A 26244-nucleotide genomic window follows, 5' to 3' on the forward strand; every position below is an offset into this window, starting at 1 on the left:
CTATCCATTTTGTGAACCAGAACACTTTAAATGATAGAAAAATCAGAAACAAATCAAATAAATTATTGTTTTTAATAAACAAAAACCATAACCAGACTATCTAGCGCTAATCTGGACAAAAATGTAGATGGAGATCAAACTTTGCCTTCACTCTAACAATTATCCAGTAAATAGCATAAAAATCCTCTAACTAGACAGCACAAATGCTCACTATATTAGATTCAAAACCCGGGCAGCTAAACCAACGTGAAACAGATTCAATACTTACAATTTGACCCAAGGAGAGGTCTATGAATGATTTAATCACAATTTTGAAGGACACCAGAAGACATCTGATGACTGGTGTATCTCATATGATCCCATTTGTGGTAGCTGGCGGTATCCTACTTGCTGCGTCAGTTATGATGTATGGTGAAGGTGCCGTTCCAGAAGAAGGGACATGGTTACACGACCTATTCTTCATTGGTGTGGCTGGTTTCCAACTTATGGTGCCAATCCTAGCGGCTTACATCGGATACTCCATCGCGGACCGTTCAGCGCTAGCACCTTCTGCCATCGCCGCTTTTATTGGCGCTAACATGTACAACACTGGTTTCTTCGGTGCGATCTTCGCTGGTCTACTCGGTGGTATCGTCGTCTTCTACTTGAAGAAGATAAAAGTACCCGCGTTTGCTCGCTCCATCATGCCGATCTTTGTTATTCCAATCATTGGTACCTTCATCACAGCAGGCGCTATTGTATGGGGTATTGGTGAGCCAATTGGTGCCGCAACAGCATCGCTAACTGACTTCCTAAAGAGCATGCAGAATGAAAGCATCGTGGTACTTGCTATCATCATGGGTTGTATGATCGCTTTCGATATGGGTGGTCCAGTTAACAAAGTTGCTTACGCATTCGTTATCTTGTGTGTCGGCGAAGGCATCTACAACGTAGCGGGTATCTCTTCAGTCGCAGTAGCGGTTCCTTCTATCGGTATGGGCTTAGCAACCTTCATCAACAAGAAACTGTACGACTCAAGTGAGCAAGAAGCAGGTCGCGCATCAATCCTAATGGGTACTATGGGTATCACTGAAGGCGCAATCCCGTTCGCAGCTGGCGACCCACTACGTGTTATCCCATCGATCATGATCGGTACCGCAGCTGGCGCAGTAACTGCAGCAGTAATCGGTGTAGAAAGCTACGCAGCTTGGGGCGGCCTAATTGTTCTACCAGTTGTTGATGGACGCATCGGATTTATCGCAGCTTTAGCCGTTGGCTCAATCGTCACTGCACTATTGGTTAATTTCCTAAAGGCACGTCGCCCGGTGCTTGAAGAGACAAACGAAGAATCTGACGACTTAGACCTAGATATCAAAATCGGTTAATCGACAAACCCTATCAAAACTTGCAAGGCGCGCTCTCTTTTACTTAGCGCCTTGCTCTCCAGGCTGAATATTAAGGAACCAAATTATGACTAGTATCGTAGCAGTAACAGCATGCCCATCAGGTGTAGCACATACGTACATGGCAGCAGAAGCGATCGACGCAGCAGCAAAAGCAAAAGGCTGGACGTGTGAAGTGGAAACTCAAGGCTCTATCGGTATCGAAAACGAACTGACTGCTGCAGCCATTGAAGCCGCTGACGTTGTTATCCTAACTAAAGACATCGACATCAAAAACAGCGAACGTTTTGAAGGTAAAACAGTAGTGAGTATCGGTGTTAGCGACGCGGTTAAACGAGCTGCAGCAGTAATGGATAAGATTGAAGCTCATCTAGCAAATGTAACGGCTTAAGATAGCATTAAACACTTTCCTCTATAGGCTCACTCCCCTCCTCCTTGGAGGGGACGCCTAACACCAACGAGTAGTGATACCAAAGTGACCGCCGCTGAGAAATCCGCACACGGTGACTTCGTTATAAATATTCAAAACCCCAAAACGCTCAACAACCGTATTACTGGTAATGCAAGGAGCCACGCAAATGAGCACCCCAAGAATTGAACGCCTCAAGTCAGCACTGTTTGAATCACAACGTGAAATCTCACTCGAGCGCGCGTTGCTTTACACAGAAAGTCATAAAACAACTGAAGGTGAACACACGCTTATTCGTCGTGCAAAAGCCACCGCTTATGTTCTAGATAATGTCGAAATTTCTATCCGTGAAGATGAGTTGATTGCCGGCAACCGCACAGTGAAAGCGCGCGCAGGTATTGTCTCTCCAGAGATGGACCCATACTGGATTGAGAAAGAGCTCGATATCTTCGCTACTCGCCCTCAAGATAAGTTTTTTATCTCAGAACAAGATAAAGCCGTTTACCGTGACGAGCTATTGGCTTACTGGTCAAAACGCTCAATGAAAGATTTCATCAACGCACAAATCCCATCTGAAGTTAAAGATGCCGTGGCGCAAAAGATCTTTAGCGTCAACCAAACAGATAAAGGCCAAGGTCATATCATCATCGACTTTGATCGCTTGTTAGAGCACGGCTTAGGTTCACTGCTGGATGAGATGCAAGGCCTAGCGTTAAGTAACCCAGACAATGAGTTCTATCAATCTGTGGTGCTATTGCTAGAAGCCTCAATTCGTCATATCTACCGATACGCTGATCTTGCACAGAATATGGCAGAAGCGTGTGATGATGCAGAGCGCAAAGCAGAACTCGTCAAAATCGCTAATATTTCTCAGAAGATCGCTACCAGTAAGCCGCAATGTTTCTACGAGGCATGTCAGCTATTTTGGTACATGAACATTGTTCTGCAATACGAATCTAATGCAAGTTCACTATCTTTAGGTCGCTTTGACCAGTACATGATGCCGTTCTATCAAGCATCTATTGATGCAGGAGAATCTCCGGCATTCCTAAAAGAGCTATTAGAAAGCCTATGGATTAAAACCAACGATATCGTTCTGCTACGCTCTTCTGGCAGTGCTAAGTTCTTCGCAGGTTTCCCTACCGGTTACACCATCTTACTTGGCGGACTGACTGACACAGGTAAAAGTGCGGTTAACCCACTATCTAGCCTATGTTTAGACGCGTATCAAAGCGTACAACTGCCACAACCAAACCTTGGTGTACGCGTTAATGAGTTCATTGACCGGGGCTTCCTAATGAAGACCGCTGAAACCATTCGATTGGGTACCGGTATCCCGCAGATCTTCAACGATGAAGTCGTCGTTCCTGCCTTCTTGAACCGTGGTGTTTCACTGGAAGACTCGCGTGATTACTCGGTAGTTGGTTGCGTTGAATTATCTATCCCAGGTAAGACTTACGGCCTGCATGACATTGCGATGTTCAACCTGCTCAAAGTGATGGAACTCACCATGCAGCGCAATCAAGACAATCCAGATATCAGCTTTGATAACTTGGTTGAGCAAATTCGCACTGACATTAAGCACTACGTAAAACTCATGGTTGAAGGCTCTAACATCTGTGATGTTGGCCACCGTGACTGGGCTCCAGTTCCCCTACTGTCATCATTCATTAGCGACTGTATCGAGAACGGCAAAGACATCACTTACGGCGGCGCTCGCTATAACTTCTCTGGCGTGCAAGGTATCGGTATTGCCAACCTATCAGATTCACTACAGGCACTAAAACGCTTTGTTTTTGAAGAGCAACGTCTGAGCTTTGCTGAATTTATTGACGTTCTAAACGCCAACTTTGATGTTCCTGAAGGTGACAAGATTCGCACTCGCTTAATGAACAAATACGAGAAGTACGGCAACGATATTGATGAGGTCGACAATATGGGTTCTGAGCTTCTTCGCCTGTTCTGTAAAGAGGTAGAGAAGTATGACAACCCACGCGGTGGTCAGTTTACACCTGGCTCTTACACTGTTTCAGCTCACGTACCGCTAGGTGCTGTTGTTGGCGCGACTGCAGATGGCCGTTTAGCCGGAGAACAGCTCGCAGATGGTGGCCTGTCACCTATGTTGGGTAAAGATCAACTTGGCCCTACAGCGGTACTGAAATCCGTAAGTAAGCTAGACAACTACCTACTTTCGAACGGCAGCCTACTCAACGTTAAGTTCACTCCTGCAACCCTAGAAGGTCAATCAGGGCTAAGCAAACTGTCCGACTTCTTGCGCGCGTTTATGAAGCTAAAACTACAACACGTTCAGTTCAATGTGCTCAATGCGGAAACGCTCAAGAAAGCGCAGCAAAAACCTGAAGATTACGCCGGGCTGGTAGTTCGAGTTGCAGGCTACAGCGCATTCTTTGTTGAATTATCGAAAGAGATTCAAGATGACATCATTCGCCGAACCGCACATGAACTGTAATTCAACGCCAAAAGATCAAGCGAGCAGCGGTCGGATATTCAATATCCAGCGCTACTCGCTGCACGACGGCACTGGTATCCGTACCGTAGTGTTCTTTAAAGGCTGCCCATTAAGCTGCCCATGGTGTGCTAACCCTGAGTCGCGTTCGCACCGCACTACATACTTGCGGCGAGAGTCCAAGTGCATTGATTGTGAAACCTGTTCTATGGATGTTGATGAGTGTCCAAGTGGCGCTTGGGAGCAAGTAGGCACAGATATGACCTTAGATGAAGTTGTTGCTGAAGTGACCAAGGATGACGTGTTCTTCAACACTTCAAATGGCGGCATTACTTTATCAGGTGGTGAGGTGTTAACTCAGCCTAAATTTGCTATCGAGTTACTCAGTAAACTGAAGGCGATGGGATTTAGAACCGCGATTGAAACCTCGGGGCACGGCAACACCAAGCAACTACTCAGAATTGGTCAGTTGTGTGATGAAGTGCTGTTTGACTTTAAAATCATGGACCCACAACGGGCCAAAACCGTGATTGGGATTAATCTGGACTTGGTTTTAGACAACTTCCGCCAATTGGTAGAGCAAGGGACGAACGTCATCCCTCGCCTACCCCTCATCCCAGGTTACACCTTAGACCTAATTAACACTGACCGGGTGATCAACTTCTTACGCCCGTTCAATCTTAGCGAAATTCATTTACTGCCATTTCATCAATATGGCGCAAACAAATACCAAACCTTGGGGATGGAGTATCTACTCGAAGACGTTCCGGTTCCGAGTAAATCAGAGGTGGAAAGCATACGCCAACACGTTGCGGCACAAGGCTACCACGTCATCATTGGAGGATAAACATGACTAAGAAAATACTCATTACTGGCGCAAAAGGCTTCTTCGGTACTCGTTTTATCAACCGCTACCAAGGCGAGTTTGAAATCCTTGGCCTAGACGTTGAACAACTCGATATCACAGACAACCAAGCGGTCGTCGCTACTTTTGCTGACTTCCAACCAGATTACGTGATCCACGCTGCGGCGATTGCGGTGACAGACTTCTGTAACAAGCATCCTGATGTTGCACACAAGGTTAATGTTCAAGGCGCAATCAACGTAGCAAAAGCGTGTAAAGAGCATGGTGCCAAGCTGGTGTTTATCTCCACGGAGCAAGTGTTTAACGGTAACCCAGAGAAAGGTCCATACAGCGAATTAGACCAACCAGTGCCAGATACCGTATACGGTCAGAACAAACTAGAGGCAGAGAAGGAGCTAGCAAGTATTCTCGAAGATATGTGGGTACTGCGCTTTACCTGGCTATTTGGCCTTCCTGAGCGTAACACGACCATCAACCCGAACGTGGTTTGGAACACACTACAAGCGCTAGTTAACGGACAGGTGATGCAAGAGCGTCGCAATGAATTCCGTGGTCTAACTTACGTTCACGAGCTTATCGAACAGTTCCCGAAAATTTTCACTATTCCATACGGTACCTACCACACAGGTGCACATAACCCAGCAAGCCGTTATGAGATTGCAGAGCATATTCTCACAGAATTAGGCCAACAAGAGCGTCTAAATGAACTGTTAGAAGCAGCAGATGCACCAAAAACACGCGATGTACGCTTAGACACAAGCAAACTCGCCGACCAAGGGGTGGTCTTTACTGAAAGTAAAGATGCCATTGCCAAGTGTCTGAAAGAATTCCACTTTATTTAAGTTTGTTTGGCTACGCGGGGCGTAGCCTAGCCCAATTTAGGAGCAATACCATGATTTACATGCTAGATACCGCAGACCTTAACGCAATTCGCAAAGCGGTAGATCTTTACCCACTGGCTGGGGTAACGACTAACCCATCCATTATCGCTAACGAGAACCGCCCTCTCAAAGAGATCCTTTTGGATATCCGTGAGTGTATTGGTGAAGAACGTATGCTACATGCCCAAGTGATGGGTAAAGACGCAGAGACAATGCTTGAAGAAGCTAAAACTCTGAAGGCATTTGATAACAACATCATCGTAAAAGTGCCAGCAACTCCTCAGGGCATCAAAGCGATGAAGCTTATCCACGCAGAAGGCATCCGTATTACCGCAACGGCTATCCTTTCTCCTCAGCAAGCGCTAATGGCAGCAGTTGCCGGCGCGGAGTTTCTAGCCCCTTACGTAAACCGTCTAGACAACATCTGTAGCGATGGTGTGAATGTTGCTGCTGAGATGGTGGCACTGATCGACACTTATAACTTGGACGCTAAAGTTCTCGGTGCATCATTTAAAAACGTGCAGCAAGTGCATCAATTGTCTCTAGTAGGTGCACATTCAGTTACGATTGCACCAGACGTGTTTGACCAACTGTTGGTTCATCCACTAACAGACTCTGGTGTCGCAGGCTTTGTGGCTGATTGGGAAGGTGTTTATGGGAAAGATACCACGTTGCTAGACGTACTATAATGTGATCTAGTCCTTAGTTTTTGGTCACTGGATTATAAAACACACAAATTGAAACCAATCGCATGCCCAATGATATTACAATCGTTGGGCATTAACATATAATACTAATCAGGTATTTATCTCGATTGGTATAACTAATAAAAGACCGCATTATGAAAATCGTTGGAGTTACTGCGTGCATCAGTGGCGTAGCACACACCTACATGGCTGCCGAAGCACTAGAAAAAGCCTGTAAGAAAGCGGGATATAAAATCTCAGTTGAAACTCAAGGAGCACTGGGGAGCGAAAACCAACTTGAAGAGTCTGATATCGCAGAAGCTGATGTTGCGGTCATTATTGCCGATATCAATATTGACGGTGTCGAGCGATTCAGCCAAACGCGAATTGTACGTTGTTCCATAGCGCATTTTTTAAAAAATAGCGTCGAAGTTCTTCAGGCGATTGAAAAAATACGCAACGCGCCACCTAATGCAGAGCTTATCCTCTAATCTGCACGTGTAGCGCTTGAGCTAAGATACTGCGCGCGATACTCCGATGGTGAGCGTGCAGTTTGATTTCTAAACACTCGACAAAAGTAGTTACTATCCTTAAATCCGCAACGATGCGCGACCTCTTTGACCTTCATATCGTATTCAATCAACAAGTACTTAGCACGCTCTAAACGGACATGGTTTAAATATTCGTTGAACTTAAGCTGCCCCTCTTTCTGAAACAGCTGAGACAAATAGTTCGGCGACACATAAAAATGCTGAGCCACCGATTCACGCGTTAACGGCTCATGATAGTGTTGCTCAAGATGTTCCCTCACCGCCTCGAATAGCGCATGACTTTTAGATGGCGTCTCAACTGGACGTTCAATCAGATCAAGAATATGGCTAAACAGTGAACCAACCAATAGACGCTTAGTACCCTGACTCTCAGGCTGCTTGATCAGCTCTTCAATAGCATTGAGGATAAAGGTACCAATACGAGGGCCACGACGAAGGACACTCTCTTTAATCGCGGAGTCAAACTGTTCACCATCCCAACTCAATAAACTCATACCAAAGCTCTGCTTACCCGCCATAACAGTTAGCGTCACGACAGGCTTATTCCACACAGGCTTATTCCAGCTTTCCGCAGGCAGGTACAACACGCCACCCTGTTTTAGCGTGTACTGGGTATCAACGCCCATGCTATTGCCCACTTCCATATCCAACTCGCCCACTAGCACCATTTCTACACGAGGAAAGTGAACCTGATAAGCCAAAGGCGGAGGTGTCGGCAGATTGCCAGCAAAGTAGACATCGCTGATCGCTTCCGTCTGGTTGGCATAATATTCAAGTGCTTCTAATAAATATGTTTTGTCTAGCATGATTGATTATCTGTATGAATTGTCACTACACCCAAGCGTAGGATGATTATGCCTTAAAGCATTGTAGTTATTAACTTACAACAAGATATGCGAGCGATAATCTTAAGGATATGTGCTAAATCACACTTTATTCAACAGTCAACAAATATCCAGTATTTCGAACAATTCCCCTACTTATAAAGCCCGCAATGTCCATTATTTTGTTTGTTGAAGTCACCACTAGAAATAATATTAAAAGGTACCCTACATGACACAAACCGCTCAAACGCATTTAAAAGCGCTCGGTGCAGATCTTGAACTGTCTCCACAGATGATTCATGAGCTAGACACCCTAGGTTTCACGGTAATTCACAACGTAGTCGATAAAGATTGGCTCGAAGAAATGCGCCGAACTATCGACATGCTCGTTGAACGAGAAGGCGAAAACTTGGCGATTGAACATCACCAAGAAGAAGGTGTAACAAGAGTAGCTAACCTAATCAACAAAGGCACGGTGTGGGAAAAGATATGGGCGCACCCACTTGTTCTAGCAGCCTGTAAACACATCTTTGGTGGCGCGTTTAAAATATCTAGCCTCAACGCGCGGGAAGCTCATCCAGACTGTGGTCATCAACCCCTTCATGCTGATTGGAAAAAGCCGCGCCCCGACTTTCCTAAGGTTCACTTAGTTAACTCTATTTGGGCGATTGATGACCTAACTCGTGAAAACGGCGCTCCACGAATTATCCCTAGCACTCATCTGCGTCCAGAGCTACCTGAAGAAGTTTTATATGATGTCGAAAGCGCACACCCTGACGAAATCTATCTAGAGTGCCCGGCTGGCAGCGTGATGATTTTCAATGCTCACACCTGGCATGGCGGAACAATTAATTACGCAGGAACGCGCCGCCGTGTTCTTCACGGTCTGTATATCGACCGAGACGATGAAGCGCAACAAGATCAGCAAAAGTGGTTAACTGAACACACTGCAAGCCGCTTAACTCCAGCTCAAAAATGGTTGTTGGATGTAGAGTAATAAAACCAAACGTTAGCCGTTCAACTTGAATGGCTAACGTTTAAATAGAGAGACTTAGCATGTCAATATATAAACTGAGCAACGTCATTCATAGCAATAAATGGGGGAACGTTACTTCCTTGCAAGAATTGTTCGATATTGACACCCCAGACATTCACCGCAAGCAGAATCGTGGATGGGTGCACACCCAAACGTATTTTCACTAGCCGAAACTCATGAACTGCTATCCGATGTAATAAGCAAAGCTAAAGTTCAGTCGTTGAGAAACGCAACTCTCAAACTAGGTAAAACGTTAATCTAAAGAGGATTGCACTATGAAAAATTTATTTTTTAAGCTTGAGAATACCATTCAAAACTATTCTTGGGGCAGTCGTGATGCGATTAAAGAACTTTTTGGTATAGAAAACCCTGACAACTCACCCCAAGCTGAAATTTGGATGGGCGCACACCCAAACGGATGTTCGCGCAAAGCCGAAACCCATGAATTGCTATCCGATGTAATAAACCAAAACAAAGTTCAATCGTTGGGAAACTATACAAAGGAAAGATTTGGCGAGCTGCCTTTCTTGTTTAAAGTGTTGGCCGCAGAAATGCCACTCTCGATCCAGGTTCACCCAAGCAAAAGCAAAGCTGAAATGGGTTTCGCTCGTGAAAATGAACAAGGTATTCCGCTTAACGCGGCAAACCGTAATTACAAAGATCCAAACCATAAGCCAGAGCTAGTTTATGCGCTGACCTTTTACAAAGCGATGAATGGTTTCAGGCCAATAGAACAAATTTTAACTTTGTTTGAGCACGCGAATATTACAACGCTTAGAGCAGAAATCAGTGCATTAAGAGCGTCTCCAAACAGTGACGGTCTCAAAGGCTTTTTTTCTGCAATTATGTCTCTGGAAGGTGAACGCAAGCAACAAGCACTGGAAGAGCTTTACACGAGTCTTGAGCGCCCAGCAAAAACAGCGATGGCTCGTGAGGCTTATGGTTATATTAAAGATTTTCGTCAGTACTATGCCGATGATATCGGTTTGTTTTCACCATTGATGCTAAACACTATTGAGCTTGAACCAGGTGAAGCTATGTTTTTGCATGCGGAAACACCACACGCCTATGTTCAAGGCACCGGCTTAGAGATTATGGCGAACTCAGATAACGTGCTACGCGCAGGCTTAACCACAAAGTACATAGATGTGCCAGAGCTGATTGAAAATACGACGTTTATACCCATTGATCCAGCACATATAAAACTTGATCCCATCCATAAAAACGGGAAATTAAGCTACCCAATTCCTGTTGACGATTTTGGATTTGAAGTTGTACCTGTCGCAAATCAAAACATCATACAATTCGTTCGCAGTCCAGAGATTCTATTTTGTATTGAAGGAAAAGTGACCATTTCCAACCAGCAGGATCAAATATATCTAAAAGCAGGAGAATCTGCCTTTGTCAGCACTCATTCCATTAAGTATTTATGCAAAGGTAGCGGCACGTTAGCTCGTGCCTTTAACTAATACAAAGTACGATTTAACTGCAAAAACTAGGACGAGTTGTTCTTTCGCTGGCGGATCCCCTCATAATTCACCTAAGCCACAAGTGTGTGTGAGACGTTGATATTCCAACATAGCCCAATGATATTGGGATCCTTTTATTTGGTATCTCCGATGACAACGTACCTCTTTACCCAGTCTAGGGATGGATAGTACTCGGCGATGTTTGGTGGTGTTGGCTTGGAAGTCATAGTGCCATTGAGCTTGCATGGCGATTAAGCCATTCCACCACATGATGATTTCTGCCATTAGCGCCATGAGCAGCAGGATATCGATACGATTCGTACAGCGAGTTCGATTGTGGCGCAGTGCCAATCCGTAAGCGGGGCTTTTTAGATCTCGAAACGACTCTTCAATCTGCATTCTTTTGGCGTATAAGCGAGTGATTTTAACGCCATTCAATGCCTGATTGGGGATGTTTGTTACTAGAAGCCAAGGCTCTTTTGCACCTTTGTGGAATACTTTTCCTGCTGAATGCTTTTGGCAGGTTCGGTTGTGTCGATGGGGTTTTCTGCCTTTAGGTTGACTCTTGTATAAGTAGGCAAAGCATGTGAGCGGCGAACGCCGTGCTAATTGGCTTTCCCCTAAAAACTGCGGCGTGTCAGTTGCCTGAGGATAGAAGGTCTTGTTCCATTGCCAAGGTGCATCACCACACTTGATCGAGACTTCGCCACGTACGCGTCCCAACCAGAACCAACCTTTGTTGGCGACTTGCCGAAACCATGTATTTCTAAATCCAGCATCCGAGACAATGATAGGAGTGCAGCCTTCGGGCAGGAGCGTTTAAAGCTTATCGAGAAAGTATTGATGGCTCTTTGGAGAGTTGTAGTTTTTGTATTCAAACGCCTGCTCATAAAGCGTGACGGCTCGACCTTTAACGGCGACTGAAGCGCGCAATGTCATATAACGTAGCTGCTCGCGAACATCTGACCAATCAACGAGCACCACAGGAAAAGGGTTGGCACGGGTAATAAAGGACGCATGCCACCTATAAATGGCGTCTTTTTCACGGTGTAGGTTGCGATTACCGAGCAATCGGTCGATACGTTTAATCGCATGCTTTACGGTGGTATCGGTGTCGAGTGCGCGCCCAATTTTGGTCAATGTGAGATCAGAGCCGTCGAGTACAGTTTTGGTTGCAAGCATCAGAGATCTCAGTCGTTTTTTGTGAATGTCAGGGCATTGATTCTCGAGAGTTTGCTGTAGAATTTGAATGTCGCGCATCGTTAGGATTCCCTATTAAATCCATTTAATCAGGTGTGTTTTTGGCGAAATTCATTAGATCAGAATGAGCGATGCGCGTCTACTCATTGTTTTATATAGAAATTATGAGGGGATTCGTAAGGTTCTTTCGTTAGTGATTTTTGAACGGCACAGTTGTGCTGTTGTAGCCCCTTTCGCCAAAAACATAAAATGGAGCTCAACGCGCCAAGAACTATATTGGAGGGAAACACTACACCCAGAAGTTAGACACATAAGCTAAACATCTTAAGTGACTAATCTAGCGCATGCAGCGAACCTTTGTTTACCGAAATAAACTTTGTCAGGAGTGGGAGCATTTAAGTGTAAGTGTAAGCTTTGATGATTCCGCTGCTCATTATAAAACACCATATAGTTTCCAATTTCAAGCTCAGCCTCTCGGGAAGTGGAGTAAGCTATCAGTAATGTTTCAGAGCTTCTTCCAAAGCTTCCAAGCCTCATCGTCGTGCTTCTTGCGCTCAAGAACCGCGACTTGCTCATCCGTTAGGATAATACCGTTCTCAGCGACCTGTTTCTCCAGTACGATAAGACGTTTCTTGAAGTTCTTCAGGTCATTGCGAAGCCAGATTGAGCTTACGCCACTTGAAGAGATAAACTCACCCAGTTTACGTAATTCATTACTCGTTCTGACTTATCCATGAGCTGGAAAGTCGATGGCGTATTTGATAACGGCTTGCTCACTTTCATTATCAACACGGTTCTTTAACTTCGGTGTTCTTCGGCTCTGGTGAATAAGAGCATCAATACCACCCGTTTCAACCAACTCTTGATAACGGTAGAAAGTGTCTCTTGATACTCCCATAACCTTACAGGCTCTAGATACATTTCCGAGTTCTTCTGTAAGATTAAGAAGGCCCGCTTTGTATCTGATGATTGGATTGCTAGTATGAAACATGAGAGTTACCTCTTTGTGTCTTTGATTAGTGATTGAGCACCTTTAATCAAAGTGGGTAACTCTCTTCTTTTCAAATTGAAGTGTCAGATCTAGTCGGAATTAATACAGTTAGATATATGGTTTAAAATTATTCTTTCTAAAAAGAATTGAGAGGTGATGCATCTTTATACAGTTCAACGTTATCCAACCATTTTTTGGATATTTCACCAAATTGCAAAAAGTGTGGTAAAGATTCATGTTCACTCAATGCTTCAATAGATTCCCATTCCTCAAATATAAAAAATGTCACTTCATCTGCTTTAAACGCTTCGTATCTTATTGCTCCTAGTTCTTTATTACTCTCAGTAACTAGTTTTTTTAGGGCATCGGAAAACTCACTCACGCTTTCCTGTTTTACAACCAATTTAACTAATATATGAATCATTACATCACCAATTGAAAAAATGCCGGATAATCGTATCCGGCAAAAAATACACAACATTAAAAACAAATGGACAGTGGTTCTCTTTTTTATGACTTTAGATGTTAGCACCGGTCAGACATGACTCCTTATTAGGCGAAATTTTGATTTTAAATAGCTGACTTTTAAGCACTAGACTGTAAAGTCAAAGACAACTATCTCATCAAGTAATGGGTGAAACACTTTTTTGAGAGCATCATGCTCTGGGTGATATAGATAATTTTCACGACCTTTATCATCAACGAACGTCATCAAAACAGAATGTGTGTAACCTTGATTCTTGCCCTCAGGGCTATCATTTTCTCCCCACTCAACAGAGAGAACGCCCTCGATCTTGTTGGGTAATGAAGTAAAAACATCCTTTAACCTATTTATTTCTGGTAGTTCTGCTGATTGATTAAACCTTAGAAGCAAAATGTGTCGAATCATATGTATTCCTCGATATTAGCCAACTCTTCTTTAGATTATAAAAAAGATTTATATGACAATTTAACTTGCAATATATAGCATAGAATAAAAAGTGATAATAAGACGTTTATAATAAGAACTTAATTTAGTTTTATTGAGATAATTACACTATTCATTAACTAAACTAACACAAAACTTGAAGGGACCCAACGAAATGGCCCCATAAAAATAACGTGCTCAATGTCGCTCAGCTTAATATAATTACCGTTTTTTGTTTAGTAACTTCGCTATTTTCCAATGCATCAAGCAATTGTTCAAATTTAAAAGTAACTGGTAAACCAACTTCAACACTACCTTTTGAAATACGTTCAAGTAACGCTTCACCGTTTTGCATTAATACATGCCAATCTTCTTTATCACCAAAATCATGTAAGGCTCCTAGTGCTATTTCGTGGTAAGAAATAGTGCGAGTAAATGGAGGGTCAATTGGTTCAGGGATGCGGTCTTGAATGCAAACAATATGTCCATTGGCTCTTAATAGTGGCACTAAATGGGCCGCATTTTGTCCACTGATCGCATCAAAAATAGCGAAGTATTTCATGTCAATTTGTGATTGCTCTCTATAAACTCGGCGAAAACCTAGCTTTATTGCACGCTCTTCGCTAAGACTAGCTGACACAACATCAACGACATAGCCAGCATTAACAAGGATCTGAGATAGCAAATTATTAACCGCCCCAAAACCAACAACAAGCACTTCTCTTTGTCGGGTTGACGGAATTTTTTCAAATGCTTGCCACGCAGTGAGCATGGGACAAGGTAGTGCTGCTGCAAGTTCAAATGTTAGGTTCTCGGGCAGCATCATCACTCGCTCAACATTTAAAACCGTACACTCAGCAAAGCTGCCATTTCGTTTTAGTGAGCAATGATACGTCACTCGACGCCCAATTAAATCCGTGTCAACCATTGCACCGACTTGTACAATAACCCCTGCGCCATCAACACCAGGGACATGACCATTAGGCCAGTTCAAAGGGTTTGCTTTGATAAATTTCCAATCTACAGGATTAATACCAATGGCTTTGTTTTGCACTAAAACTTCATTGTCAGCTAACTGTGGGCTTTCTGCCTTACCTAAAATAAGGCTATGCTTCTCTGTTTGATATTGCCAAATTGGATATTGTTCCATCTAAATTCCGTTCGCTTATTGAAAAACATAAGGCACCGAGGAGTTGTACTTGATGCCTGATATATTAGGCCTGATAAGTAGGATAATCGATGTAGCCCTCTTCTCCGCCACCATATAAGGTCAACCTAGCATCGGCATCAAACTCAGCCAGTGGCAAATCATGAGCAAAACGGGCGACTAAATCTGGGTTCGTTACAAAAGGGGTACCAAAGGCAACGAAATCAGCATACTGATTATCAAGTAAGCGTTGTGCAGATTGCTTTGTTAATTTTCCTGCAACCATTATCGGATTAGTGTAAATCTGACGTACCTGCTGACGAAATCCTTCAGGCACCTCTACATAACGCGAAATGTTTTCTGAAAAATGCACATACGCAAGGTTCATCGGTTGCAGTTTTTCCAATAATGCCAACGTCAGTGGAACAATTTCAGCGTCATCTCCTGCAAAACCTTCTCCGATATGAGGAGACAAACGAACGGCAACTTTCCCACCACCAATTTCGTTAGTAAGAGCTTGTAATGTATCAACCAAAAAACGCATACGATTCTCTTGGCTGCCACCATATTTATCAATTCTTTGGTTGCTTTCTAAGCGTAAAAAGGTATCGAACAAGTAACCATGTGCAGCGTGTACTTCAACGCCATCGAACCCCGCTTCAATAGCATTTCTTGCTGCTTGAACAAAATCGGCAATGGTAGCTTGGATTTCATCTGCACTCATTGCTTTTGGTTGCTCAGTTTCTACCATCCCAAACCCGCCTTCAGGTAGTGGGCCGAATACTTGATCTGGAATTTTGATCGCTGATGGTGCAATGGGTTGCGTTCCTGAAATATCAGAATGACTACGACGCCCAACATGCCAGAGTTGGATAAATATCTTACTCCCTTCCTCATGAACAGCTTGGGTCACTTTTCTCCAACCTTCAATGTGTTCTTCAGTATAAATGCCTGGCGTCATAGAGTAGCCCCGACCAACGGCTGAGACAGGTGCGCCTTCTGTGACAATCAAACCAGCACTAGCACGTTGACGGTAGTAGGTTGCCATCATCTCGTTTGGTACATCACCAGGTTGAGACGTGCGTGAACGAGTCATCGGCGCCATAGCGATACGGTTGCTAGTCTCGAGTCCGTGACCTTTAAATACCTTAAACATACTTCCCCCTTAAGCTTTATACGTTGGGTAATCAATAAGCCCTTTTTCACCGCCACCAAACAAGGTGTTTGGATCGTGCTCTGCGAACGGGTAACCATGAAGTAGACGTTCAGGAAGATCAGGATTCGCAACAAAAGGGCGACCAAAGCCGATCATATCAGCCAGTCCGTCATCAATAGCTTGTTCCGCTTTTTCCGCATTATAACGACCTGCGTAAATCAAAATGCCTTGATAAGCCTCACGTAAGGCACGTTTGAAAGAGACTGGCGTATCAGGGGCGTCATCCCAATCGACTTCAGCGATATGCAGATAAACGATACCGTGCTTATTTAGTACCGCAGCGGCAGCGGTATAAGTTTCGATAGGGTTCGAATCTACCGTACCATTTAAGGTGGTCAGAGGAGCCAGACGCACCCCAACACGGTCAGCGCCAATCGCTTCAACTAATGCTGCAACAACTTCATCAAGAAAACGAAGACGATTTACCAGGCTACCACCGTATTCATCGGTACGGCTGTTAGCTTCGGAGTCTATGAATTGGTTGATCAAATAACCATTCGCCGCATGCAGTTCAATACCATCAAAGCCTGCCTCAACGGCATTCAATGCCGCTTGACGATAATCTGCGATGACTTGTTGAATATCCGCTTTTGTCATTGCTCTAGGCTGGACGACGTCAACAAAACCAGGTTCATCACTGCCATTATCAACGAATACTTTTACGTTTTCCGCTTTTAACGCTGATGACGAAATCGGTTGCTCACCACCAATGTTATCTGGGTGAGTGACTCTACCCACATGCCACAGCTGCGCAAAAATTGCGCCATTTTCTGCATGCACTGCTTGAGTTACTTTACGCCAGCCTTCAATCTGCTCAGGTGTGTAAATACCTGGCGTCCACGCATAGCCTTTTGCATTTGGGGAAATTTGTGTTCCTTCGGAGACAATTAAACCTGCACTGGCTCTCTGAGCGTAATACGTCGCCATCATTTCATTAGCGACGTCGCCAGGTTGACTCGCTCGAGAGCGAGTCATCGGTGGCATAACTATTCGGTTTTTTAAGGTCAACTGACCGAGTTGAATAGGTTGAAAAAGTGATTTAGACATAATAAGCCCCTTCATTAACTAAGGACATACTAACAGACGAACAAAACAACATTCATAGCTATAAAAACAAATAACATTTGTTAAATTCGCAATAATCCAGTACTACGAAGAGAAATATAGTTCGTTTAAAATAGCCTTTTCGATGATGAATACGTAATTCGAACTGGAATATCTAGGAGATAATACCGCCCATTAGGTTAACTGATAACCCAGGATCGGATTCCAGCAGTTTTAATCACTCTAAACGCGGCATCGTTGTACAACATCATAAGACGAACACTAGCTAAATCGTTTGTATTTTAAACGATATACTGGGTTTCGGGCATACCTATCCCTGTTAGCTTGTTGAGTGCTTTGATCATGGCGTATGTTTCCCCAACTTGTGCGTTGTAATTTCGAAGCGTGAGTGAAGCGCCTAGTAGCTGTTTTACGCGATACATAGCGGTCTCCGACAATGAACGCCTGTGGTAACCATACTTTCGTTTCCACTTTTTGTTCGAACCATAGAGCTTTTGGCAACCAACCGCCAGATTACGTGGATGCCCCTTTTCCCAGAAGGCGGCTCCTTCACGTGGAGGGATTAGAGGTATCGCTTTCTTAACCCTAATCGCCCTGTGGCACTCCCTTGTATCGTATGCGCCATCTCCCGAAATTTTCTTGATGGATCGGCGTGTTTGTTTGAGTAAATTTGGGAGTACTTCCGCATCTGTCACGCCTGAAAGTGTCAGTTCAGCTGCAATAATTTCATGAGTGTCAGTATCAACAGCAAGATGGAGTTTACGCCAGACTCGACGCTTACCATCGGTTCCGTGCTTTTTCACTTTCCATTCGCCTTCACCGTATACCTTGAGCCCAGTGGCATCAATAGCCAGGTGTTGGATAGCGCCTCGTGATGAGGCTTTGAAATTGATCTCTACATCCTTAGCTCGGCGACTGATGCAAGTATAGTGGGGACAAACCAATGGGACGCTCGCCAATCTAAAAACAGAGTCGATAAAGCCTTGTAGCGCCCTTAATGGTAAGGAAAAAATGCGCTTTACCATGAGAGCAGTCGTGATAGCGAGATCACTAAACAATCTTGGTCTACCACGTTTAGATTGTTTCCACTCAGTTATGGCCTCTTCGTCAATCCAAAACGTGAGTGAACCTCTGTTGATCAAGGAGTTATTGTACTTGCACCAGTTAGTGGTTTTGTAGCGAGGCTTCGGCATGAAATCAAAGTCAGTGAATGAATGTCCCTGATCTGATCGTAATATTCTGATTTAGTTCCTTCGATTTCCGCAACAAAGCCTTTCAACTCCCTTATTTTTACTGTAACGACATAAGAGAGAAATTAGCTCAAAACAAGCCGAACTTATAGCTTAGACGACTAAATCTCGAGAAAATTTAATTTGAGTTAACGGTAGACGAAACAAACTAGTTATTGATGTTAAACCAGAGCCTACATCATCTAAATATATTCCAAACCATTGCTTTTTAATAACATTAAAACATAGTACAACTACAATCTAGTAAATAAGATTCAGTAATTTCCAATGTTATTAATCTAGGTGACAATTCGTACTCACTTAAATAGAACCAATATGATAAGCTCGCAATGCTAAAAGCAAGCGAGCTTGTATTATTTGCCTATTTTTATTTTCCGTTACGCTTACTTAAGCGACCTTCTAATCTATAAAAATCAAGATCACTAGATGTAAAGAAAGATGAAGACTGACCGCTAGTGAAGTTGTCCAGATGTACGACAGTCGCTCCATTTTCTTCCTGCCATGAAATCGCATATAACCCTTGTTTTAGGACCTTCCATTGGCAGGCTGCTTGTCCACTGGTCCCCTTTAGTGCACCACTAATAATTTCATAGCTGACAACAGAAGCGTCGGCGTTATAGGTATTAATCGCAGATAATCCCTCATACTCGACAAGATATGACCCACCTGCGAATTCTGGGATTTCATCTATATACTTCATATTAATCATTCCATTTCGGAGCAAGTCCTTCAGGGTTTACTTCACGTCCATTTCTTTCCAGTGAGTCAATTCTGAAGATGGCTTCATCTGTAAGTTTAAGGTTTAGTGCTTCAAGATTGCTAGCCAAATTATGGCGCTTGGTCGAGGAAGGAATGACAGCGTAACCTTTAGATAATGCCCATGCGAGTACTACCTGAGCCGGTGTAGCCGAAACCTCTTCTGCGATTTCGCCAATAACAGGATCTCCCAAAACTTTACCATAAGCTAGTGTCATATAAGATGTAACTTGTATATTATTTTCCTGCATAAATTTAACTAAGCTGCGATTTTGTAAATATGGGCTAAGTTCAATTTGGTTTGTAGCAATGTTTTCTTTACCTACGGCATCCATAGCTTGTTGTAGTAGGTCTATGTTAAAGTTTGATACCCCTATTTCACGAGTCAACCCTATATTCTTTGCTTCAAGTAATGACGTCATATATTCTTTTACATCATTATTGCTACCTGGCCAATGAATCAAAGTTAAATCCACATAATCAGTATTAAGCTTGTCCAAACTTTCCTTCAAACTAGGGATAAGTCGCTCAGAATTCATATTATCTACCCAGATCTTAGTTGTGATGAATAGTTCATCACGACCTAAGTTCGCTTGTGTGATAACTTCTCCTACCTCTTTCTCATTGCCGTAAATTTGAGCAGTGTCAATGACACGATAACCAACTTCTAATGCATTCTTAATAGAGTCTTTTACAACGTCTCCTTCTAGACGGAACGTTCCTACTCCAAATGATGGTACTTTCATATAACTCTCCTAAACTCATTGATATTATTCGATATATAAAATTCAAATTTACTTTACGAGTTTGTAAGATTTCCGTAAAGTTAATAATAATCAAATCTATATTGAGAAATTATCAACAATGAAAGCAACTCTAGATGAAATGAAAACCTTTGTAGCCGTCGTTGATACTGGTTCAGTTAGTGCAGCGGCTAAACTAATGTCAATGACTGTTTCAGCCGTCAGTCGCACAGTATCAAGACTAGAAAGCAAGTTGGATACAACATTGCTAAACAGGACTACTCGTAAGTTAGATGTAACGAATGAAGGAGCAATCTATCTTGACAAAGTAAGAGAGATCTTAGATGCAGTGGAACTTGCTGAAGCGCAACTTCAAAGTCAAAAATCTAATCCTTCAGGTTTACTAAGGATAAATGCTGCTACTCCATTTTTATTGCATGCATTGACTCCACATATTGCACAGTATCAATCCCGTTATCCAGATGTAGACCTTGAACTAACTTCCAGTGAAGGAAACATCGACCTCTTAGGAACGAAAACTGACATAGCTTTTCGTATAGGCGAACTACAAGACTCAACGTTACGAGCGACATTCATAGGAAATAGTCGAATTAGAATGGTCGCTAGCCCTGAATACCTCAGCAATTTCGGAACACCATCATCGGTAGAACAATTACTTGATCACAAACTGATAGGATTTAGCCAACCTGAATCATTAAAAGAGTGGCCAATTATGGATAAGAACAACAAGTTGCTAAGAATTAACAGCAGCCTTAGGTCTGACAATGGTGAGACTATTCGATGCCTCGCACTTCAAGGAGCAGGCATCGCATGTTTATCGGACTTCATGACACACTCAGATAGAGAATGTGGCCACTTAGTGGAGGTACTTAGCGAGTATTCGCGTGAGGTAAAACAACCTATCCACGCCGTTTATTACAAAAACGCAGGAACCTCGAGAAGAATAAGTTCGTTTATTAACTTTATAAAGGAAGAACTATTGGTCAAGAATTTCAATTTTCTTTAGTGTGTAGCCTATTTATACAAAACTGTTTTGTCGTTTAGGCACTTTTTCTTACTTTGAAGATGAAATAATTTCATTGAGTGAGATCAAAATCTCACCACTAAATGATATTAACATTTTCTGGTAGGCAATATTATGCATAAAAATCTAAATACTTCTTTTTCTATTGGAGTAGAGCTACCCTTAGATAACGATTGGACTCGAGAAGGCCAAACAAAACGTTTACTCCATCATAAACCATTTGGCGTTCCTGATATGACTGAACATAAAGAACGGATCATGCTGGCAGATGAACTTGGTTTCAAAGCAGCTTGGATTAGAGATGTTCCGATTTATGATCCAAATTTTGGTGATGCTGCTCAAGTTTTTGAAGCGTTCAGTTATCTAGGTTATCTATCAGCATGTACCAATAACATCTTATTAGGTACAGCTGCTATTGTTCTGCCGTTACGAGAGCCTTGGATTGTTAAAAAAGCAGCCGCAACAATCAATGAACTAAGCAACAATCGTTTAATTCTTGGTGTTGCTAGTGGAGATCGCCCGAGCGAGTATCCACTATTTGATGTGGATTTTAACAACCGTAGTGAAGTATTTCGCAACAGTCTGGAAATACTAAAAGATACGAATAACTCTAAACTCAAAGACGGGCTTCAGTTGCTCCCCGAGTTTAAAGACATTCCTATCTATGTAGCGGGATTAGCTCAACAAAATCCTGAGTGGATCGGCGCAAATGTAGATGGTTGGCTTGCGTACCCAGGTACACCACAAGACCATGAAAATCGCGTTAAGCTTTGGCGTAAGGTTGCAGGAGATAAACCTTATATCAGTTTCATTCACCTCGACTTAGTTGATGATCCTAATGCCCCTATCATTAGGCATCATTTTGGAGTTCAGACTGGTGTGAAAGGATTGATTACCGAGCTAGAGGCTATGAAAAATATCGGGGTGGACCATATCGGTTTACACTTCAGAAGAAATCACCAGCCTATTGAAAATGCGTTAAAAGAAATTGCTCGCGAAGTCCTCCCTCACTTCCAATAAGCTGATTGAAACAATGTGCCAACTAAATCAATTGCGGCACATTGCATGAACAATAGGAGGTTTCAATTGCCTGCTCCCAAAAATCGAGTTGGTAATCCCCCTTGAAACCTCTTGTTCAGTACTTGAAATATTTTTAAACTCACATCCAATACCTTACTATGTTGTGGAAAGAAGATCTCTTTAGCCAACCAAATTAGAGCATATGCAATTAATGCTTACGATCATGCTATACGACCCGCTCGGATTATGCCAATAATAAAAAAACTCTTTTGTTATTTTAACAAAAATTCACTCACCGCAATGTAAGTCTAGGCTGAATAAAATCTATAAATGCTGTTATTCGTTTAGATAAAGAAGATGACTTGTAGAAAACCGCATTTACCTGCTCTCTCCCTGTGCTGACAGTTTTTTCTGACTCTAGTAATGCTACGAGTCGACCCGAATCTAAGTCTTGTTTCACCATAAACCCTGAAAGGCAAGCAATCCCATTCCCTTCAAGTACTAGTTTTCTTATGGTTTCACCACTACTAGATATTAGTTCTGGAGTTCCAATATCAAACCCCCTAAGAGGCCATTCATTTAAAACCTTAGGTCCTGAAAAGCCAATCAAACTATGCTGTTTCAAGTCGCTAACTGATTGAGGAAACCCTTTTCTTGACAAGTAACTCGGAGATGCAACGATAAATAATGGGCTAGTACCAAGCGGCTTTGCATGCAATGTAGAATCGGCTAATTGCCCAATTCGAATCGCAACATCAGTTCTCTTTTCCAATAAATCAACAAATCCTTCATTAGAGGTTAAATCTAGTTGTATATCTGGATAAGCCTCCTTAAATGGCTGAATTAATGGAACCAGTTGATGTAAAACAAAGGGACTAGCCGCGTCTACTCTGAGCCGTCCTTTCGGTAGCTCACCTCTTGTAATTATATCTTCCTCAGCTTCTTGAATTTGACGTAATCCTTTACGAACAGACTCGACAAACTGAAGGCCTTCCTCTGTAACTTCTACCCTTCGCGTTGTCCTATTCAGAAGTGTGATACCCAATTGAGATTCAATTTTGCTTACTGCCCTGGAAACCCGTGCCACCTGAATCCCGAGTGAGTTTGCTGCTGAAGAAAATCCACCACTATCAACGACAGTGATAAGAATCTCAAGTTCATCTGACCTAGTTAACATGCTCTATTCCCCCCTGAACCATTTACTTCAAATGTAGCAAAAGTATTTTGTAATAAACACTATTTTTTACAATTAAATTCTAATCAATAATTACAACCACTGAAACGTTGAAACTGTTTCGGTTATTAACGTCCACTGATTAAGAGAGAGAAATATTATGCCTTTAGCATTATTAGCATTGACGCTTAGCGCCTTTGCTATCGGAACCACAGAGTTTGTTATTGTCGGGCTAATCCCTACAATGGCAACAGACTTAAATGTATCGTTACCTTCAGCGGGTCTTTTAGTTAGCCTATACGCACTTGGCGTTGCGATTGGTGCTCCCGTTTTAACTGCGCTGACAGGCAACTGGAAACGAAAATATGTATTAATAGCGGTAATGGCCCTGTTTGTGCTTGGTAACCTATTAGCGTGGCAAGCACCAGGATACAACACATTGGTCACTGCTCGAATTTTAACAGGCTTAGCTCACGGCGTGTTCTTTTCTATTGGCTCCACAATCGCAACTGGTTTGGTTTCTAAAGAAAAGGCAGCTAGTGCAATTGCTATTATGTTCACTGGTCTAACTGTTGCGTTAGTTACTGGCGTACCTCTTGGTACGTGGATCGGACAAACATTTGGTTGGCAATCAACATTTTTAATTGTTGCGATTCTCGGCCTAATTGCTCTGATTGGCAGCGCTATTTTGGTACCAAGTAATCTTAAGCAACCACCAGCAACTAAACTATCATCACAACTGAAAGTATTGACTCAACCTCGACTTCTATTGGTTTATGCGATCACTGCATTAGGTTACGGTGGTACTTTCACTGCATTTACGTTCTTGGCCCCAATCCTTGAAGAGGTATCAGGCTTCGGGTCGAATGCAATTAGTCTGATTATGCTAGTTTATGGTGTGTCTGTAGCAATCGGTAATATTTGGGGCGGAAAAATGGCCGACAAGATGGGACCGATCAAAGCGCTAACTGCAATTTTCATTGGCTTGATCGTTGTTCTTCTTGTATTTAATGTCGCAGCAACAAACCAAACTGCAGCAGTTATTACCATTCTAGTATGGGGTGCGTTTGCTTTTGGCAATGTTCCTGGCCTTCAAGTCTACGTAGTAAAACTGGCTGAAAAATACACTCCAGATGCAGTTGATGTTGCTTCAGGTCTAAATATCGCAGCATTCAACGTTGGTATCGCACTTGGTTCATGGGGCGGAGGTCTGGTAGTTTCAAATGCTGGGCTAATGCACACACCATGGATTGGAGCAGTAGTTGTTTTTGTTGCCCTATTACTTACACGATTCAGTGGAAGTTTGGACAAACGCAACGAAAAATACGTAGCCTCTTACAAATAAGAATCGAACAGAACATACATAGTTCGTCACTTTAAACCCAGTCTAAGACTGGGTTTTTCATTTTTAAGAACACTAAAAAAAATAATTGATGTTCAGATTGATTCGCCAATATGCTTTTCAATTACTAAGTATAAAAACAATACTAATGTTATTTAGCTCCTAACAATTACTGGGTTAAGTGAGTTAAATATTATGGATAAAACACCAAATCTGGACGAAGAAACCACTACCTACTCGATTTGATAATCAACGGAACAGGTATAATCATTGTGTATAGTGGAGCATACACAAGCAATATCCAATTTATTTTAACGACTATAAATCTCAAATTACTACTGCCCTATCTTGAAGATGTTCAGTCAATAGTTTGAGTGCATAGCAGGTTCGTATGATCAGCAAGTTCTTCACTTGGAAAAATAAGTACTTGTTAACACATCCAATTTACACATAACAGCTGTAACAACAATTCATATAATATAGCTAGAATAAATATCGACATTATTGCCATTACTGATAATTACTTTTGTTATAAATGCTATTTTACTACCAGCTTAATATGGATAAAATACAAACATAACGAATCACATCGTAAATTAACACAGATTGAGGTTTATAACTTACTAGATATTTGAATAGTAGCCAAGTTAACAGTTGCTATGACTATGATTAAGTTATTTAAAATAGGATATATTCATGCCTACAGTATTTATTACCGGTGCCAATAGAGGTCTAGGTTTAGAGTTTGTAAACCAATATTCAAATCTAGGATGGCAGGTTATTGCATGTTACAGAAATCGAGCAAATTCATTAGACTTAATTAGTATTGCAGAAAAAAATGACAATATAACTCTATATAGACTTGATGTAAAAAAAGAAGATCAAATTAATCAATTGTCTGATTATTTTAGAGGCAAAGAAATTGACATTTTAATTCATAATGCTGGAATAGATGGTAATCGATGTGAAAGCTTGGGAACAATGAATATGATGGAATGGATGAACGTAATGATCACGAATACTATTTCACCCGTGCTTGTTACCCAAGCTTTAGTTGAAAACCTAAAAATTGGTAAGCATAAAACTATTGTAGGAATGACTTCGATTATGGCTAGTATCGATGACAACCAATCAGGCGGTAGATATAGTTACCGAGCATCTAAAGCTGCTCTAAATCAAGTCATTAGAACGCTATCTGTCGATTTATCTGACGAAAAAATTAAAGCATTAGCTATTCATCCAGGTTGGGTTCAAACAGACATGGGGGGAGTAAACGCTAAAATAAGTCCAAATGAAAGTGTGAAGTCTATGATTGAACTAATAAATAAATGTACGGATACTGATTCTGGTTCTTTTTTACTTTATGACGGTACGAGGTTACCTTGGTAATTTATATTTTAGGTCTGTTCGCCATCATTGCAATCTTCTTCTACATACGATCAATCCTTATGAGCATTGGTGATTTTAACATCACTTGGGAGTGGGATGAAGATGATAGAGATATTTTATAAATAATTAGCTTAAGGGACTTTATTTTTAGCAACTGATACAACTTGTAAAAATTCATTCGTTCTTGTCTTTCAGCACTTCGTAAATGTGCAGAGCACTGCAAGATAGAATTATTTCTTTAAGGTGAGATACACTATTAAATAGCATTAAACTACCAGTAATAACGATAATAGAGTGATGGCTAGATCAACATAACTTAGACACAAACAATAAAGTTAAACACTTTATTACATGACAAGAAAATATAAGATACATCGCAGAGTTAGTTGAAGTAAATGCATACAAATAATTTTGCATAAACATATAACT

At 42.1% G+C, this 26244-nt stretch carries 24 protein-coding genes and 3 pseudogenes; 14 read left to right on the forward strand and 13 right to left on the reverse strand.

All coding sequences use genetic code 11. The features are described from left to right. Window positions 1–290 precede the first annotated feature (290 nt). The 7 genes from VEJY3_RS09030 (at window position 291) to VEJY3_RS09060 (ending at window position 7181) form a co-directional block, all read left to right on the forward strand. Window positions 291–1364 (forward strand): PTS fructose transporter subunit EIIC, encoded by a 1074-nt coding sequence (locus tag VEJY3_RS09030; RefSeq protein WP_014232155.1) that lies wholly within the window; start codon window positions 291–293, stop codon window positions 1362–1364. 85 nt (window positions 1365–1449) lie between these two features. Further along, a complete protein-coding gene (locus VEJY3_RS09035) occupies window positions 1450–1773 on the forward strand; it encodes a PTS fructose-like transporter subunit IIB (protein WP_014232156.1) in 324 nt (107 codons plus the stop codon). A gap of 187 nt (window positions 1774–1960) precedes the next feature. Next, entirely contained in the window at window positions 1961–4261 is a 2301-nt protein-coding gene (locus VEJY3_RS09040) for a formate C-acetyltransferase (protein WP_014232157.1), read from the forward strand. Next, complete coding sequence (locus VEJY3_RS09045; protein ID WP_014232158.1) at window positions 4227–5105, forward strand: [formate-C-acetyltransferase]-activating enzyme; 879 nt, start codon at window positions 4227–4229, stop codon at window positions 5103–5105. The genes VEJY3_RS09040 and VEJY3_RS09045 overlap by 35 nt, the downstream gene beginning before the upstream one ends. A gap of 2 nt (window positions 5106–5107) precedes the next feature. Then, complete coding sequence (locus VEJY3_RS09050) at window positions 5108–5965, forward strand: NAD(P)-dependent oxidoreductase (RefSeq protein WP_014232159.1); 858 nt, start codon at window positions 5108–5110, stop codon at window positions 5963–5965. 50 nt (window positions 5966–6015) lie between these two features. Beyond that, entirely contained in the window at window positions 6016–6693 is a 678-nt protein-coding gene (locus VEJY3_RS09055; RefSeq protein ID WP_014232160.1) for a transaldolase family protein, read from the forward strand. Between the two features lie 152 nt (window positions 6694–6845). Continuing rightward, on the forward strand, window positions 6846–7181 hold the full coding sequence (locus VEJY3_RS09060) for a PTS fructose transporter subunit IIB (protein ID WP_014232161.1): 336 nt from the start codon (window positions 6846–6848) through the stop codon (window positions 7179–7181). Here VEJY3_RS09060 and VEJY3_RS09065 read toward each other — a convergent pair. Then, the gene (locus VEJY3_RS09065; RefSeq protein WP_014232162.1) at window positions 7178–8047 is read right to left on the reverse strand and encodes an AraC family transcriptional regulator; all 870 of its coding nucleotides are present in this window, start codon (window positions 8045–8047) and stop codon (window positions 7178–7180) included. The two genes, VEJY3_RS09060 and VEJY3_RS09065, sit on opposite strands and share 4 nt — an antisense overlap. 247 nt (window positions 8048–8294) lie before the next feature. On the opposite strand from VEJY3_RS09065, the gene VEJY3_RS09070 reads away from it, so the two are divergent. The 3 genes from VEJY3_RS09070 (at window position 8295) to manA (ending at window position 10570) form a co-directional block, all read left to right on the forward strand. Further along, the gene (locus VEJY3_RS09070; RefSeq protein WP_014232163.1) at window positions 8295–9062 is read left to right on the forward strand and encodes a phytanoyl-CoA dioxygenase family protein; all 768 of its coding nucleotides are present in this window, start codon (window positions 8295–8297) and stop codon (window positions 9060–9062) included. A 175-nt stretch (window positions 9063–9237) separates the two neighbouring features. Then, window positions 9238–9363 carry a hypothetical protein gene (locus VEJY3_RS25965; RefSeq protein ID WP_148263128.1) on the forward strand — a complete coding sequence of 42 codons (126 nt, stop codon included), beginning with the start codon at window positions 9238–9240 and terminating at the stop codon, window positions 9361–9363. A gap of 13 nt (window positions 9364–9376) precedes the next feature. Next, the gene (gene manA / locus VEJY3_RS09075) at window positions 9377–10570 is read left to right on the forward strand and encodes a mannose-6-phosphate isomerase, class I (RefSeq protein WP_014232164.1); all 1194 of its coding nucleotides are present in this window, start codon (window positions 9377–9379) and stop codon (window positions 10568–10570) included. A 60-nt stretch (window positions 10571–10630) separates the two neighbouring features. Here the strand turns inward: manA and VEJY3_RS24480 are convergent. The 11 genes and pseudogenes from VEJY3_RS24480 to dkgB all read right to left on the reverse strand — a co-directional run bounded on the left by VEJY3_RS24480 (window position 10631) and on the right by dkgB (window position 19848). Beyond that, a pseudogene (locus VEJY3_RS24480) lies at window positions 10631–11830 on the reverse strand (IS4 family transposase). Between the two features lie 264 nt (window positions 11831–12094). Beyond that, window positions 12095–12277 (reverse strand): annotated as a pseudogene (locus VEJY3_RS26180) (hypothetical protein); the annotation flags it as partial. 22 nt (window positions 12278–12299) lie between these two features. Then, window positions 12300–12761: pseudogene (locus VEJY3_RS09090) on the reverse strand (helix-turn-helix domain-containing protein); the annotation flags it as partial. A gap of 136 nt (window positions 12762–12897) precedes the next feature. Then, window positions 12898–13185 carry a putative quinol monooxygenase gene (locus VEJY3_RS09095; RefSeq protein WP_014232166.1) on the reverse strand — a complete coding sequence of 96 codons (288 nt, stop codon included), beginning with the start codon at window positions 13183–13185 and terminating at the stop codon, window positions 12898–12900. A 168-nt stretch (window positions 13186–13353) separates the two neighbouring features. Further along, window positions 13354–13650 (reverse strand): Dabb family protein, encoded by a 297-nt coding sequence (locus VEJY3_RS09100; protein ID WP_014232167.1) that lies wholly within the window; start codon window positions 13648–13650, stop codon window positions 13354–13356. 226 nt (window positions 13651–13876) lie between these two features. After that, window positions 13877–14818: an alcohol dehydrogenase catalytic domain-containing protein gene (locus VEJY3_RS09105; protein ID WP_014232168.1), complete on the reverse strand. Its 942-nt coding sequence runs from the start codon at window positions 14816–14818 to the stop codon at window positions 13877–13879. A 64-nt stretch (window positions 14819–14882) separates the two neighbouring features. Then, a complete protein-coding gene (locus tag VEJY3_RS09110) occupies window positions 14883–15971 on the reverse strand; it encodes an alkene reductase (protein ID WP_014232169.1) in 1089 nt (362 codons plus the stop codon). A 9-nt stretch (window positions 15972–15980) separates the two neighbouring features. Continuing rightward, entirely contained in the window at window positions 15981–17078 is a 1098-nt protein-coding gene (locus VEJY3_RS09115; RefSeq protein WP_014232170.1) for an alkene reductase, read from the reverse strand. Between the two features lie 299 nt (window positions 17079–17377). Further along, window positions 17378–18289, reverse strand: coding sequence for an IS5 family transposase (locus VEJY3_RS09120; RefSeq protein WP_014232171.1), 912 nt, complete (start codon window positions 18287–18289; stop codon window positions 17378–17380). Between the two features lie 424 nt (window positions 18290–18713). Then, window positions 18714–19046 carry a hypothetical protein gene (locus tag VEJY3_RS09125; protein ID WP_041170234.1) on the reverse strand — a complete coding sequence of 111 codons (333 nt, stop codon included), beginning with the start codon at window positions 19044–19046 and terminating at the stop codon, window positions 18714–18716. A gap of 1 nt (window position 19047) precedes the next feature. After that, the gene (gene dkgB, locus VEJY3_RS09130) at window positions 19048–19848 is read right to left on the reverse strand and encodes a 2,5-didehydrogluconate reductase DkgB (RefSeq protein ID WP_014232173.1); all 801 of its coding nucleotides are present in this window, start codon (window positions 19846–19848) and stop codon (window positions 19048–19050) included. Between the two features lie 118 nt (window positions 19849–19966). Between dkgB and VEJY3_RS09135 the strand changes: the two genes are divergently transcribed. Next, a complete protein-coding gene (locus VEJY3_RS09135) occupies window positions 19967–20872 on the forward strand; it encodes a LysR family transcriptional regulator (RefSeq protein WP_014232174.1) in 906 nt (301 codons plus the stop codon). 132 nt (window positions 20873–21004) lie between these two features. Next, window positions 21005–21910 carry a TIGR03571 family LLM class oxidoreductase gene (locus VEJY3_RS09140; protein ID WP_014232175.1) on the forward strand — a complete coding sequence of 302 codons (906 nt, stop codon included), beginning with the start codon at window positions 21005–21007 and terminating at the stop codon, window positions 21908–21910. A 292-nt stretch (window positions 21911–22202) separates the two neighbouring features. Here VEJY3_RS09140 and VEJY3_RS09145 read toward each other — a convergent pair whose 3' ends face one another. Further along, entirely contained in the window at window positions 22203–23087 is an 885-nt protein-coding gene (locus VEJY3_RS09145; RefSeq protein ID WP_014232176.1) for a LysR family transcriptional regulator, read from the reverse strand. Between the two features lie 157 nt (window positions 23088–23244). Here VEJY3_RS09145 and VEJY3_RS09150 point away from each other — a divergent pair, with 157 nt between their 5' ends. Further along, a complete protein-coding gene (locus VEJY3_RS09150; RefSeq protein ID WP_014232177.1) occupies window positions 23245–24429 on the forward strand; it encodes an MFS transporter in 1185 nt (394 codons plus the stop codon). A gap of 693 nt (window positions 24430–25122) precedes the next feature. Further along, complete coding sequence (locus tag VEJY3_RS09155) at window positions 25123–25815, forward strand: SDR family oxidoreductase (RefSeq protein ID WP_014232178.1); 693 nt, start codon at window positions 25123–25125, stop codon at window positions 25813–25815. Window positions 25816–26244: the final 429 nt, after the last annotated feature.

The organism is Vibrio sp. EJY3 (genome assembly GCF_000241385.1).
Classification (GTDB): domain Bacteria; phylum Pseudomonadota; class Gammaproteobacteria; order Enterobacterales; family Vibrionaceae; genus Vibrio; species Vibrio natriegens.